A 14,666-nucleotide genomic window follows, 5' to 3' on the forward strand; every position below is an offset into this window, starting at 1 on the left:
CGGGCGAGACGGCCAGTCCCTTAAGGAGAGGACGATGGTTGCGGTAAGAAGTGCGCATCTCAATAAAGCTGGCGAATTTGACCATGAAAAGTGGGTGGCGAGCCTTGGCATCGCCAGTCAGCAGTCGTGTGAACGCTTAACCGAAACCTGGCGATATTGCGAACAGCAGACCAGCGGTCATCCGCAGGCGGAAGCGGTACTGTGGCGGGGCGTTGAGATGGTGGAGATCCTCTCAATGCTCAGCATGGATATCGACACCCTGCGCGCCGCGTTGCTCTTTCCATTGGTAGACAGCGGCGTGGTCAGCGAAGAGGTGTTGACGCAGAGCGTCGGCAGCGCGGTGGTCACTCTTATTCACGGCGTGCGCGACATGGCGGCGATTCGCCAGCTTAAGGCCACGCATACCGACGCCGTCTCTTCCGATCAGGTAGATAACGTCCGCCGCATGCTGCTGGCGATGGTAGACGACTTCCGCTGCGTGGTGATTAAGCTTGCCGAGCGCATCGCTCACCTGCGCGAGGTAAAAGACGCGCCGGAAGATGAGCGCGTGCTGGCGGCGAAAGAATGTACCAATATCTATGCGCCGCTCGCCAACCGCCTCGGCATTGGTCAGCTTAAATGGGAGCTGGAAGATTACTGCTTCCGTTATTTGCATCCGGCGGAGTACAAGCGCATTGCGAAGCTGCTGCACGAGCGGCGTATCGATCGCGAACATTATATTGACGAGTTTGTCGCGCATCTGCGCAAGGCGATGAAAGAAGAGGGCGTAAAGGCGGAAGTTTACGGCCGTCCGAAGCACATCTACAGTATCTGGCGCAAAATGCAGAAAAAGCATCTCGCTTTTGACGAGCTGTTTGACGTGCGCGCCGTGCGCATTGTCGCCGAGCGTTTGCAGGATTGCTATGCCGCGCTGGGGATTGTGCATACTCACTATCGTCATTTGCCTGATGAATTCGATGATTACGTCGCTAACCCGAAACCGAACGGCTATCAGTCTATTCATACGGTGGTGTTAGGCCCGAGCGGCAAGACGGTCGAAATCCAGATCCGTACCAAACAGATGCACGAAGACGCCGAGCTTGGCGTGGCGGCGCACTGGAAATATAAAGAGGGCGCCACCAGCGGCGCGCGCACCGGCCATGAAGACCGCATCGCATGGCTGCGTAAGCTTATCGCCTGGCAGGAAGAGATGGCCGACTCCGGCGAAATGCTCGACGAGTTGCGCAGCCAGGTCTTCGACGATCGGGTTTACGTTTTTACGCCGAAAGGCGATGTGGTAGATCTGCCGGCAGGTTCCACCCCCCTCGACTTTGCTTATCACATTCACAGCGATGTGGGGCACCGCTGCATCGGCGCCAAGATAGGCGGGCGCATTGTGCCGTTTACCTATCAGTTGCAGATGGGCGACCAGATTGAAATTATCACCCAGAAGCAGCCGAACCCGAGCCGCGACTGGCTGAACCCAAACCTGGGCTACGTCACCACCAGCCGCGGGCGCTCAAAAATTCACGCCTGGTTTCGCAAGCAGGACCGCGATAAAAACATTCTCGCCGGACGGCAGATCCTCGATGACGAGCTGGCGCACCTCGGCATCAGCCTGAAAGAAGCGGAAAAGCATCTGCTGCCGCGTTACAACTTCAACGAAATCGACGAACTGCTGGCGGCGATTGGCGGCGGCGATATTCGCCTCAACCAGATGGTGAATTTCTTGCAGGCGCAGTTCAACAAGCCGAGCGCGGAAGAACAGGATGCGGCGGCGCTGCGTCAGCTCACGCAGAAAAGCTACTCGCCGCAGGGGCGCAGTAAAGATAATGGCCGCGTAGTGGTGGAAGGGGTCGGCAACCTGATGCACCACATTGCGCGCTGCTGCCAGCCTATTCCCGGCGACGATATTGTCGGCTTTATCACGCAGGGGCGCGGCATCTCCATTCACCGCGCCGACTGCGACCAGCTTGCAGAGTTGCAGTCGCACGCGCCGGAGCGCATCGTCGACGCCGTCTGGGGCGAAAGCTACTCGGCGGGCTATTCGCTGGTGGTGCGCGTTACCGCTAACGACCGCAGCGGCTTGCTGCGCGACATCACCACGATTCTCGCCAACGAAAAGGTGAATGTGCTCGGGGTCACCAGCCGCAGCGATACGCGCCAGCAGCTCGCCACGATTGATATGGATATCGAAATTTATAACCTACAGGTGCTGGGCCGCGTGCTCGGCAAACTCAATCAGGTGCCGGATGTCATTGACGCCCGCCGCCTGCACGGTTAACGACAATCATCAGGGGCGCCGCAAGCCGCCCCTGCGTTTTTTAAGCCGTCGCATCCCTTGACATCGACCGCCGCAAAGCCGACCTTACTTCTCTTTTCTCCTCCTCAGGAGAGGCGCCACCCCTGAATTTGCAAGGACTTATCATGAATCAGATCGACCGCCTGCTTGGCATTATGCAGCGCCTGCGCGACCCGCAAAACGGCTGCCCGTGGGATAAAGAACAGACCTTCGCCACCATCGCCCCTTATACGCTGGAAGAAACCTATGAAGTGCTGGACGCCATTCAGCGCGAAGACTTTGACGACCTGCGCGGCGAGCTGGGGGATCTGCTTTTTCAGGTGGTGTTTTACGCCCAGATGGCGCAGGAGCAAGGGCGATTCAATTTTAACGATATCTGCGCCGCCATTAGCGATAAGCTGGAACGCCGCCATCCACATATTTTCGGCGAAGCGAATTTCGGCGACAGCGAAGCCGTGCTGGCTAACTGGGAAAAGACCAAAAGCGCGGAGCGCGCCGAAAAAGCGCAACATTCAGCGCTGGACGATATTCCGGAAAGCCTGCCCGCACTGATGCGCGCGCATAAAATTCAGAAGCGCTGCTCGGCGGTGGGTTTTGACTGGACCTCGCTTGGCCCGGTGGTTGAAAAGGTGCATGAAGAAATTGACGAAGTGATGCATGAAGCGCAGCAGGCCGTCGTGGATGAGGCGAAGCTTGAAGAGGAGATTGGCGATTTACTGTTTGCGACGGTTAACCTTTCCCGCCATCTCGGCAGCAAAGCGGAAATCGCGCTGCAAAAAGCGAACCGTAAATTTGAACGCCGCTTCCGTGAAGTGGAGGCGATTCTTGCTGCGCAAGGGTTAAGGCCTGAGCAGGCGACGCTTGAACAGATGGAAGCGGCGTGGCAGGAAGTAAAACGCCAGGAAACTGATCGCTAAGGCTTTTTTGCGCTAAAGCGCTTGTTGTGGAAAATCTTAATTAACAAGCGCTTGATTTACGTCAAAAACATTTCATGCAAAGCGGCTATTTTCTCACGGCTTGAGATTGGCAAGACCTGGCGCTGAACGCACAGAATGAAAGTTTGTGAGCCCTGTCGTGTTCGGGTATACTGCTTTCCCGTCCTGGTTATTCCATCGTCTTTAAACCTAACTTCTCAGGTTCAGCATGACAACGAACTATATTTTTGTGACCGGCGGGGTCGTTTCCTCTCTGGGTAAAGGCATTGCCGCAGCCTCCCTCGCAGCCATTCTCGAAGCCCGTGGCCTCAACGTAACTATCATGAAACTGGATCCGTACATTAACGTCGATCCGGGCACCATGAGCCCTATTCAACACGGGGAAGTGTTCGTTACTGAAGATGGCGCTGAAACTGACCTGGACCTGGGTCACTACGAGCGTTTCATCCGTACTCGCATGACGCGCCGCAACAACTTCACCACCGGCCGTATTTACTCTGAAGTCCTGCGCAAAGAACGTCGCGGCGACTATCTGGGCGCGACCGTACAGGTTATCCCGCACATCACCAATGCCATCAAAGAGCGTATTCTTGAAGGCGGCGAAGGCCATGATGTGGTGCTGGTGGAAATCGGCGGCACCGTGGGCGATATCGAATCCCTGCCGTTCCTTGAAGCTATCCGCCAGATGGCGGTAGAAGTGGGCCGTGAACACACCATGTTTATGCACCTGACGCTGGTGCCTTACATGGCGGCCGCAGGCGAGGTGAAAACCAAGCCGACGCAGCACTCTGTAAAAGAACTGCTCTCTATCGGTATTCAGCCGGACGTGCTGATCTGCCGCTCCGATCGCGCTGTGCCGGCGAACGAACGCGCCAAAATTGCGTTGTTCTGTAACGTACCGGAAAAAGCGGTGATTTCGCTGAAAGATGTCGATTCCATCTATAAAATTCCGGGCCTGTTGAAATCGCAGGGGCTCGACGATTATATTTGTAAACGATTCAGCCTGAACTGTGCGGAAGCAAACCTGTCTGAATGGGAACAGGTTATTTATGAAGAAGCTAACCCGGCAGGCGAAGTCACGATCGGCATGGTCGGCAAATACATTGAACTGCCGGATGCGTATAAATCGGTTATCGAAGCGCTGAAGCATGGCGGGCTGAAAAACCGCGTGACGGTTAACATCAAGCTTATCGATTCGCAGGATGTCGAAACGCGCGGCGAAGAAGTGCTGAAAGGGCTGGATGCCATTCTTATCCCGGGCGGCTTCGGCTATCGCGGCGTGGAAGGCAAAATCGCCACCGCGCGCTATGCCCGCGAAAATAATATTCCTTACCTCGGCATTTGCCTCGGTATGCAGGTTGCGCTGATTGAATATGCCCGTCACGTTGCGGGTATGGACAACGCCAACTCCACTGAATTTGTGCCAGACTGTAAATACCCAGTCGTTGCGCTGATCACGGAGTGGCGCGACGAAAATGGCAACGTTGAGACGCGTACGGAAAAAAGCGATCTCGGTGGCACGATGCGCCTTGGCGCGCAGCAGTGTCAGCTCAGCGACGATAGCCTGGTGCGCCAGCTTTATGGCGAGCCGACCATTGTCGAGCGTCACCGTCACCGTTACGAAGTCAACAACATGTTGTTGAAACAGATTGAAGCAGCAGGTCTGCGTGTTGCGGGCCGTTCCGGCGATGATCAGTTGGTCGAGATCATCGAAGTGCCGAATCACCCGTGGTTTGTCGCTTGTCAGTTCCACCCGGAATTTACTTCCACCCCGCGCGATGGGCATCCGCTGTTTGCCGGCTTTGTAAAAGCCGCGAGCGATTACCAGAAACGTCAGGCGAAGTAAGCAGAGTTAGAACGGCAACGCGCGAATTTATCGCGCGTTGTTTGTCTGGAGTTTTAGTTTAACTTGTACTGAGGAAAACCTAATGTCCAAAATCGTTAAAGTCATCGGTCGTGAAATCATCGACTCCCGTGGTAACCCGACTGTTGAAGCCGAAGTTCACCTGGAAGGCGGTTTCGTAGGTATGGCCGCTGCACCGTCAGGTGCTTCTACGGGTTCCCGCGAAGCGCTGGAACTGCGCGATGGCGACAAATCCCGTTTCCTGGGTAAAGGCGTAACCAAAGCAGTTGCTGCGGTGAACGGCCCGATCGCTCAGGCTGTAGTAGGTAAAGACGCTAAAGACCAGGCTGCCATCGACAAAATCATGATCGACCTCGATGGTACTGAAAACAAATCCAACTTCGGTGCAAACGCCATTCTGGCGGTTTCTCTGGCTGCTGCTAAAGCCGCTGCTGCCGCTAAAGGCATGCCGCTGTATGAGCACATCGCTGAGCTGAACGGCACCCCGGGCAAATTCTCCATGCCGGTTCCGATGATGAACATCATCAACGGCGGCGAGCACGCTGACAACAACGTTGATATCCAGGAATTCATGATTCAGCCGGTTGGCGCGAAGACGGTTAAAGAAGCCATCCGTATGGGTTCTGAAGTCTTCCATCACCTGGCGAAAGTGCTGAAAGGCAAAGGCATGAACACCGCTGTAGGCGACGAAGGCGGCTATGCGCCGAACCTGGGTTCCAACGCCGAAGCGCTGGCTGTTATCGCAGAAGCGGTTAAAGCTGCTGGCTATGAGCTGGGCAAAGACATCACGCTGGCGATGGACTGCGCGGCGTCTGAATTCTACAAAGACGGTAAATACGTTCTGGCTGGCGAAGGCAACAAAGCGTTCACCTCTGAAGAATTCACCCACTTCCTGGAAGATCTGACCAAACAGTACCCGATCGTTTCTATCGAAGACGGTCTGGACGAGTCTGACTGGGACGGTTTTGCTTACCAGACCAAAGTACTGGGCGACAAAATCCAGCTGGTTGGCGACGATCTGTTCGTTACCAACACCAAGATCCTGAAAGAAGGTATTGAGAAAGGCATCGCTAACTCCATCCTGATCAAATTCAACCAGATCGGTTCTCTGACCGAAACCCTGGCGGCTATCAAGATGGCGAAAGATGCTGGCTACACTGCCGTTATCTCTCACCGTTCTGGCGAAACTGAAGACGCAACCATTGCCGACCTGGCAGTAGGTACCGCAGCAGGCCAGATCAAAACCGGTTCCATGAGCCGTTCTGACCGCGTTGCTAAATACAACCAGCTGATTCGTATCGAAGAAGCGCTGGGTGAAAAAGCGCCGTACAACGGTCGTAAAGAGATCAAAGGGCAGGCGTAATCCTCTCCTGTAAAGTAATTAAAACCCGCTCCGGCGGGTTTTTTTATGCCTCTTTTTTGCGCTCACACCGCCTTCTTCCATACTTAACGGCAGATCGTTATGCGTCACCCTAAAGAAGTAGAAAATCACAAAATCACGATTTTTTTATGAGGAGAGACCATGAAAGCCGCCGTCGTCAGTAAAGATCATTCTGTTGAAATTATCGATAAAACCATGCGCCCGCTGGAGCATGGCGAAGCCTTGCTCGCTATGGAATGCTGCGGAGTTTGTCACACCGACCTGCACGTGAAAAATGGCGACTTCGGTGATGTTACCGGCAGAACGCTGGGGCACGAAGGCATCGGCGTGGTTAAAGCCATCGGCCCGGGCGTCGCTTCGCTCAAGCCTGGCGATCGCGCAAGCGTTGCCTGGTTTTTCCAGGGGTGCGGGCACTGCGAATATTGCTCAAGCGGCAATGAAACGCTCTGTCGCAACGTTAAAAACGCCGGTTACAGCGTGGATGGCGGCATGGCGGAAGAGTGTATCGTTGTGGCGGATTACGCCGTGAAAGTGCCGGACGGACTGGATTCCGCTGCGGCCAGCAGTATCACTTGCGCCGGAGTTACCACCTACAAAGCGGTAAAAATTTCTCATATCCGCCCCGGCCAGTGGATTGTCATTTACGGCCTTGGCGGCCTTGGCAACCTGGCGCTGCAATATGCGAAAAATGTGTTCAACGCGAAAGTCATCGCCGTAGACGTGAACGACATGCAGCTTGAATTCGCCAAAGAGAGCGGCGCCGATCTGACCATCAACTCACGTAACGAAGATGCGGCAAAAATTATTCAGGAAAAAACCGGCGGCGCGCATGCGGCAGTGGTGACGGCGGTGGCGAAAGCGGCGTTTAACTCGGCGGTGGATGCGGTTCGCGCTGGCGCGCGCGTGGTGGCGGTCGGATTGCCGCCGGAATCCATGAGTCTTAACATTCCACGCCTGGTGCTGGACGGCATTGAAGTGGTCGGCTCGCTGGTCGGCACGCGACAGGATCTGGCGGAAGCCTTCCAGTTTGCCGCTGAAGGCAAAGTGGTGCCAAACGTCACCCTGCGCCCGCTGGAAGATATCAATACCATCTTCCACGAAATGGAGGAGGGCAAAATCAAAGGCCGTATGGTTATTGATTTTAAACGAAAAGCCGCGCAGTAACTCTCGCTGGAAAACCGCCGCGGCGCCTGTGCCATCCATGCAGGCGCCGCAGGACATGACCCCGAACGTAACTTCTGCAATAATTACGGTTTACATCATTTGCAGAGAGTATCATGCAGTACCCGATTAATGAGATGTTCCAGACCCTACAGGGCGAGGGTTACTTTACCGGCGTTCCCGCTATTTTCATTCGTTTGCAGGGATGCCCGGTTGGCTGTGCCTGGTGCGACACCAAACACACGTGGGATAAGCTCGCCGATCGGGAAGTGTCGCTTTACAGCGTAATAGCCAAGACGAAAGAGAGCGATAAATGGGGCGCCGCCAGCAGCGAAGATTTACTCGCTGTGATTAGCCGCCAGGGCTATACCGCGCGCCACGTTGTCATTACCGGCGGCGAGCCGTGCATCCACGATCTGCTGCCGCTCACTCACCTGCTGGAAAAAAACGGCTTCAGTTGCCAGATTGAAACCAGCGGCACCCATGAAGTGCGCTGCACGCCAACAACCTGGGTGACCGTTTCGCCAAAAGTGAATATGCGCGGCGGTTATGAAGTGCTCGACCAGGCGCTGCAACGTGCTGATGAAGTCAAACACCCGGTAGGACGGATGCGCGATATAGAAGCGCTGGATGAATTGCTGGCAAGAGTTCACGATGACAAACAGCGCGTGATTGCCCTGCAACCCATCAGCCAGAAAGAAGACGCCACGCGTCTGTGTATTGAAACCTGTATCGCCCGCAACTGGCGGCTCTCTATGCAAACGCATAAGTATCTGAACATTGCATGAAAAAAGGGGCGTAAGCCCCTTTTTTTATCTGCTGCCAAAGCCGTCGTTGTTCGTTAACAACCGGGCGTCGCGCTTATTCGCCGCGGTATACGCAGCCTGCGGTGCAGGTCTCTTTGATAGTCACCGCGCTCAGTAGCGGCATCACGGGCTTCATCTGATCCCAAATCCATTTCGCCAGCACTTCGCTGGTCGGGTTCTCAAGGCCCGGAATATCGTTGAGATAATAGTGGTCGAGACGGTCATAAACCGGCTTAAACGCCGCTTTCAGTTCGGCGAAATCAATTATCCATCCGGTATGCGGGTCCACTTCGCCCGTCACTTCCAGGCGCACCATAAAAGAATGCCCGTGCAGACGCCCGCATTTATGGCCTTCCGGTACATGGGGCAGGCGGTGGGCGGCTTCGAACATAAAATCTTTAAACAGGGTGGTAGGCATAACGCAGTCTCAGTCTGACAAAAAACCGCCGCATAGTACCGGAATTGACCGTTTTTAGCATTAACTAAAACCGCCGTTAACGATAAGCGCTGCGCTAAGGCTTTGCTGATAAAAATAACGCTTTTTAATCAACGTTATAGTTAACCAGTTTTACCGTTTAGCGTTAGTGATAAAAGCGGTTAGTGCTTTTGGTTATTTATTATTTCCATCCCTTCTTTAATTGTTACTATGCCGCCCGTTAACCTTACTTTCTCTTCTGTTTTTACAATAAAAAACAGCTTTGCTACTGGAACATAACGACGCATGACGACGCAGGCCCCACCAAGCGCTTTGCTCCCGCTGAGCCCGGAGCAGCTGGCTCGCCTTCAGACGGCGACCCACGACTTAACGCCCACCCAGCTCGCCTGGCTTTCAGGTTATTTCTGGGGGATCTCAAACCAGCCGGGCGCAGCGGCGCAAGCTTCCGCGCCTGTCGCCGAAGCGCCAGCCATTACGCTTATCTCCGCTTCCCAGACGGGCAACGCGCGCCGGGTGGCGGAAGCGCTGCGAGACGATCTGCTGGCGGCGAAGCTGAACGTGAAGCTGGTTAACGCCGGGGACTATAAGTTCAAGCAGATCGGCTCTGAGAAGCTGTTGGTGATCGTCACCTCCACGCAAGGAGAAGGGGAGCCGCCGGAAGAGGCCGTCGCGCTGCATAAGTTCCTGTTTTCGAAAAAAGCGCCGAAGCTGAACGGCGCCGCCTTCGCCGTCTTTGGTCTGGGCGACACCTCTTATGAGTTCTTCAGCCAGGCAGGAAAAGATTTCGACAGCAAGCTGGCGGAACTGGGCGCCGAGCGTCTGCTCGACCGCGTGGATGCGGATGTGGAATATCAGGCGGCGGCGCAGGAATGGCGCGCCCGCGTAGTGGAAGCGCTGAAAGCCCGCGCGCCTGCCGCGCCGGCTCAGGCAAGCGTTGCCGCACAGGGCGCGGTGAATCTTGTCGACTCCACGCCATACACCAAAGAAGCGCCGCTGACGGCAACGCTTTCCGTTAACCAAAAAATTACCGGCCGCGGCTCCGAGAAAGATGTTCGCCATCTGGAAATTGATTTAGGCGATTCCGGCTTGCGCTATCAGCCGGGCGATGCGCTGGGCGTCTGGTATCAGAACGATCCCGCCCTGGTGCAGGAACTTGTCGAGTTGCTGTGGCTGAAAGGCGACGAGCAGGTGGTGGTGGAAGGCAAAACGCTGCCGCTCAGCGAAGCGCTACAGTGGCATTTCGAGCTGACCGTGAACACCGCCAACATTGTGGAAAACTACGCCACGCTGACCCGCAATGAACAACTGCTGGCGCTGGTGGGCGATAAAGCGAAGCTGCAACATTATGCCGCCACGGTGCCGATTGTGGACATGGTCCGTTTCGCCCCTGCGCAACTGGACGCCGATAAACTGCTCGGCCTGCTGCGCCCGCTAACGCCGCGTCTCTATTCCATCGCCTCTTCGCAGGCGGAAGTGGAAAGCGAAGTGCATATCACCGTTGGCGTGGTGCGTTACGACATCGAAGGCCGCGCGCGCGCGGGCGGGGCATCCAGCTTCCTGGCCGATCGTCTGGAAGAAGAGGGCGAAGTGCGCGTTTTCATCGAGCATAACGACAACTTCCGTCTGCCTGCCAACCCGCAAACGCCTGTGATCATGATTGGCCCAGGCACCGGCATCGCGCCGTTCCGCGCCTTCATGCAGCAGCGCGCCGCCGAAGGCGCCGAAGGCAAGAACTGGCTCTTTTTCGGGAATCCGCACTTTACTGAAGATTTCCTCTACCAGGTGGAGTGGCAGCGTTACGTTAAAGAAGGCGTGCTGAACCGCATCGATCTTGCCTGGTCGCGCGATCAAAAAGAAAAAATTTACGTACAAGATAAACTGCGCCAGCAAGGCGCGGAGCTGTGGCGCTGGATCAACGACGGCGCGCACATTTATGTCTGCGGCGACGCGACTCGCATGGCGCGAGATGTCGACCAGGCTTTACTGGAAGTGATTGCCGAACACGGCGCGATGGATGCCGAGGCGGCAGACGAATATTTAAGTGAGCTGCGCGTAGAGCGCCGTTACCAGCGAGACGTCTATTAATGAGCGAAAAATACCCAGGGCCTCTGGTGGTCGAAGGAAAACTTACCGACGCGGAACGCATGAAGCGCGAAAGTAATTTCCTGCGCGGCACCATTGCCGAAGATTTACATGACGGCCTGACCGGCGGCTTTAATGGCGATAATTTTCTGCTGATCCGCTTTCACGGCATGTACCAGCAGGACGATCGCGATATTCGCGCCGAACGCGCCGAACAGAAGCTTGAGCCGCGTCATGCGATGATGCTGCGCTGCCGTCTGCCGGGTGGGATCATGACGCCGCAGCAGTGGATAGCCATTGATAAATTCGCAGGCGAAAACACCATTTACGGCAGCATCCGTCTGACCAACCGCCAGACCTTCCAGTATCACGGCCTGCTGAAGAAAAACGTGAAGCCGGCGCACCAGATGCTGCACTCCGTTGGCCTGGACGCGCTGGCGACCGCTAACGACATGAACCGTAACGTGCTCTGCACCTCCAACCCGGTGGAATCGCAGCTGCACGCTGAAGCTTACGAGTGGGCGAAAAAACTCTCCGAGCATCTGCTGCCGCGCACCCGCGCCTATGCGGAAATCTGGCTTGACCAGGAGAAAGTGGCGACCACTGACGAAGAGCCTATTCTTGGGGCGACCTACCTGCCGCGTAAATTCAAAACCACGGTCGTGGTGCCGCCGCAGAATGATGTCGATCTGCACGCAAACGACATGAACTTCATCGCGATTGCTGAAAACGGCAAACTGGTGGGCTTCAACCTGCTGGTGGGCGGCGGGCTTTCCATTGAGCACGGCAACAAGAAAACCTACGCCCGCACCGCGACGGAGTTTGGCTATATTCCGCTGGAGCATACCCTTGCCGTGGCGGAAGCGGTAGTGACCACCCAGCGCGACTGGGGCAACCGCACCGACCGTAAAAACGCCAAAACCAAATATACGCTGGAGCGCGTGGGGCCGGATGTCTTTAAAGCGGAAGTGGAGCGTCGCGCAGGCATTAAATTCGCGCCGATTCGCCCTTATGAATTTACCGGCCGCGGCGATCGCATCGGCTGGGTAAAAGGCATCGACAATAAATGGCACCTGACGCTGTTTATCGAAAACGGCCGTATTCTGGATTTCCCGGGCCGTCCGCTGAAAACCGGCCTGCTGGAAATTGCGAAGATCCATAAAGGGGATTTCCGGCTTACCGCTAACCAGAACCTTATCGTGGCGGGCGTGCCTGAAAGCGATAAAGCGAAGATTGAACAGCTGGCGCGGGCGCACGGCCTGATGGACGCCGTCACGCCGCAGCGCGAAAACTCCATGGCCTGCGTGTCATTCCCGACCTGTCCGCTGGCGATGGCGGAAGCGGAGCGTTTCCTGCCGACGTTTATCGACAAAGTCGACGCGCTGATGGCAAAGCACGGCGTAGCGGATGAACATATCGTTCTGCGCGTAACTGGCTGCCCGAACGGCTGCGGCCGCGCGATGCTGGCGGAACTGGGGCTGGTTGGCAAAGCGCCGGGGCGCTATAACCTGCATCTTGGCGGCAACCGCATCGGCACGCGCATTCCGCGTATGTATCGTGAAAACATCACCGAGCCGGAAATTCTGGCCGCTATCGATGAACTGGTAGGCCGCTGGGCGAAAGAGCGCGAAGCGGGCGAAGGCTTTGGCGATTTCACCGTGCGCGCCGGGATCATCCGTCCGGTGCTCGATCCAGCGCGGGATTTCTGGGAATAAGCCGCTGACGCTCCCCCTTTCGCGATAAGGGGACCGGGCGGCGAACGTGTGCCGGGTTATGGCAACCCGGCGCGCTTTTCAGCTTCTCCCTGCGAAAGAAGGGGGAGGGTGAAAATAGTCAACAAGCGAGGTCAACATGTCTCAATTCGATCTGAATACGCTGAATGCTCAGACGAAAGAAGAACGCGCGGCGGCGCTCGCCGAAACCAACGCGCAGCTGGAAAAGCTTAGCGCGGAAGAGCGCGTGCGCTGGGCGCTGGAGCATCTGCCCGGCGAGTTTGTGCTTTCATCAAGCTTTGGCATCCAGGCAGCGGTTTGTCTGCATCTGGTGACCCGCGAGCGTCCGGATATCCCCGTCATCCTCACCGATACCGGTTATCTGTTCCCGGAAACCTACCGGTTCATTGATGAGCTAACGGAAAAGCTCAACCTGAACCTGAAAATCTACCGCGCCGCGCAAAGCCCGGCCTGGCAGGAGGCGCGCTACGGCAAGCTGTGGGAGCAGGGCGTGGAGGGCATTGAGAAGTACAACGACATTAATAAAGTCGAACCGATGAACCGGGCGTTGCAGGAGCTTAACGCCGGCACCTGGTTTGCCGGGCTTCGCCGCGAGCAGTCCGGCAGCCGGGCTAATTTGCCGGTGGTTGGCGTTCAGCGCGGCGTGTTTAAAATCCTGCCGATTATCGACTGGGATAACCGCACCGTTTATCAGTACCTGCAAAAACATGGTCTGAAATATCACCCGCTGTGGGACGAAGGGTATCTCTCCGTAGGCGATACCCATACGACCCGCAAATGGGAGCCGGGCATGGCGGAAGAGGAAACCCGCTTCTTCGGGCTGAAACGCGAATGCGGCCTGCACGAAGGTTAAGAGAAAAAACGCGACAACAGGTCGCGTTTTTTATTTCCCCGCTTTCGCCAGCTCTTTGACCAGCGGCAGCATGACGCGCATAACGTCGCGGCTGCGTTTCTCAATGCGCCCGGGCAGCGCTTTATCCAGATAGTCCTGGTTATCAAGGCGGACGCTATGCCAGCTGCTCCCTTCGGGAAACGCTTTGCTTTTGGCGCGTTGCTGATAACCGTCTTTCTTGCCCAGCGTCCAGTTTGTCGCTTCTACCGAAAGCACGGGCAGGCCGGCTTTATCAAACACCTCGGCATCGTTGCAGCAGCCGGTGCCCTGCGGATACTGCGGATTAAGGCCAGGATTGGTGGCGGCGGGAATACCCTGGTGGCGAGCGATAGCCAGCGCGCGGTCGCGGGTGAGTTTGCGCACCGCGGCGGGCGTGCTTTGCCCGCTGTTGAAATAGAGCCGGTCGCCCACTATCAGGTTGTCCAGGTTAATCACCAGCAGCGTATTTTTCTTCTCTTTATCGCTCATGCGCTTAAGTACGTTTTCCGCGCCAAGCTTGCCCTCTTCTTCGCCGCTGGTGGCGATGAAGCGAATGCCGTAACGAGTGGGAACATCTTTCAGGCGCTGCGCAAGCTCCAGCATCACGCCAAGCCCGGCGGCGTTATCGTCCACGCCCTGTAGCGTTAGCCCGCCCAGGTTGTTATCCACATCGTTATCGCTTTGCGGCGCGTAGGTGTCGAGGTGCGCCATGATGATTATCTGCTGCGGCTCCTTGCCTTCGTGCGCGGCGATGACCGTGCTGCCAGTCACGTTATGCCAGTTGGCATGCTTATTATCCGTAAGATAGACGTAGCGGCTGTGAAAGGCGCGAATATCGCTCTGGTAGCCCCACTGCGCAAACTGCTGACGCAAATAATCCGCTGAAAGCATCTCTGCGGGGGTGCCGGTCATCCGGCCGGGAAAATAGGTAGCGATATAGCGAGTCTGTTGATTGGCGGTTTCCCCCAGCGCGGGCGCGCGCGCCGCGGCAGGAAGGGTAAAGCATACGCTCAGCGCCAGGCCCAGGGTTAAGCGGCGCACTGCGGAAAGCATAGATAATCCTTAATCAAAAAAGAGCGGAAAAATTTTCCCGCTTAGTATGAAACTGTGATGAAG

At 56.2% G+C, this 14,666-nt stretch carries 11 protein-coding genes; 9 read left to right on the top strand and 2 right to left on the bottom strand.

The annotated features are described in order from the left end of the window. Window positions 1–34 precede the first annotated feature (34 nt). The 6 genes from relA (at window position 35) to queE (ending at window position 8,410) form a co-directional block, all read left to right on the top strand. Window positions 35–2,263 carry a GTP diphosphokinase gene (gene relA, locus DW56_RS07400; RefSeq protein WP_024551280.1) on the top strand — a complete coding sequence of 743 codons (2,229 nt, stop codon included), beginning with the start codon at window positions 35–37 and terminating at the stop codon, window positions 2,261–2,263. Window positions 2,264–2,406: 143 nt separating this feature from the next. After that, window positions 2,407–3,198, top strand: coding sequence for a nucleoside triphosphate pyrophosphohydrolase (gene mazG / locus DW56_RS07405; RefSeq protein WP_024551279.1), 792 nt, complete (start codon window positions 2,407–2,409; stop codon window positions 3,196–3,198). A gap of 226 nt (window positions 3,199–3,424) precedes the next feature. Further along, window positions 3,425–5,062: a glutamine hydrolyzing CTP synthase gene (gene pyrG / locus DW56_RS07410; protein ID WP_024551278.1), complete on the top strand. Its 1,638-nt coding sequence runs from the start codon at window positions 3,425–3,427 to the stop codon at window positions 5,060–5,062. An 82-nt stretch (window positions 5,063–5,144) separates the two neighbouring features. Continuing rightward, the gene (gene eno, locus DW56_RS07415; RefSeq protein WP_024551277.1) at window positions 5,145–6,443 is read left to right on the top strand and encodes a phosphopyruvate hydratase; all 1,299 of its coding nucleotides are present in this window, start codon (window positions 5,145–5,147) and stop codon (window positions 6,441–6,443) included. A 159-nt stretch (window positions 6,444–6,602) separates the two neighbouring features. Beyond that, window positions 6,603–7,625: an alcohol dehydrogenase AdhP gene (adhP, locus tag DW56_RS07420; protein WP_024551276.1), complete on the top strand. Its 1,023-nt coding sequence runs from the start codon at window positions 6,603–6,605 to the stop codon at window positions 7,623–7,625. Window positions 7,626–7,738: 113 nt separating this feature from the next. Then, entirely contained in the window at window positions 7,739–8,410 is a 672-nt protein-coding gene (gene queE, locus DW56_RS07425; RefSeq protein WP_024551275.1) for a 7-carboxy-7-deazaguanine synthase QueE, read from the top strand. A 73-nt stretch (window positions 8,411–8,483) separates the two neighbouring features. Here the strand turns inward: queE and queD are convergent, their stop codons facing one another. After that, a complete protein-coding gene (gene queD, locus DW56_RS07430) occupies window positions 8,484–8,846 on the bottom strand; it encodes a 6-carboxytetrahydropterin synthase QueD (protein WP_024551274.1) in 363 nt (120 codons plus the stop codon). A 303-nt stretch (window positions 8,847–9,149) separates the two neighbouring features. On the opposite strand from queD, the gene cysJ reads away from it, so the two are divergent. From cysJ to cysH, 3 genes are all read left to right on the top strand, one after another. After that, window positions 9,150–10,949, top strand: coding sequence for an NADPH-dependent assimilatory sulfite reductase flavoprotein subunit (gene cysJ, locus DW56_RS07435; protein ID WP_024551273.1), 1,800 nt, complete (start codon window positions 9,150–9,152; stop codon window positions 10,947–10,949). Beyond that, a complete protein-coding gene (gene cysI, locus DW56_RS07440; RefSeq protein ID WP_024551272.1) occupies window positions 10,949–12,661 on the top strand; it encodes an assimilatory sulfite reductase (NADPH) hemoprotein subunit in 1,713 nt (570 codons plus the stop codon). The genes cysJ and cysI overlap by 1 nt, the downstream gene beginning before the upstream one ends. A 136-nt stretch (window positions 12,662–12,797) precedes the next feature. Further along, window positions 12,798–13,532: a phosphoadenosine phosphosulfate reductase gene (cysH, locus tag DW56_RS07445; RefSeq protein ID WP_024551271.1), complete on the top strand. Its 735-nt coding sequence runs from the start codon at window positions 12,798–12,800 to the stop codon at window positions 13,530–13,532. A gap of 30 nt (window positions 13,533–13,562) precedes the next feature. Here cysH and DW56_RS07450 read toward each other — a convergent pair whose 3' ends face one another. After that, window positions 13,563–14,603 carry an aminopeptidase gene (locus DW56_RS07450; protein ID WP_024551270.1) on the bottom strand — a complete coding sequence of 347 codons (1,041 nt, stop codon included), beginning with the start codon at window positions 14,601–14,603 and terminating at the stop codon, window positions 13,563–13,565. Window positions 14,604–14,666 lie beyond the last annotated feature (63 nt).

The organism is Franconibacter helveticus LMG 23732, from assembly GCF_000463115.2.
GTDB classification, from domain to species: Bacteria; Pseudomonadota; Gammaproteobacteria; order Enterobacterales; family Enterobacteriaceae; genus Franconibacter; species Franconibacter helveticus.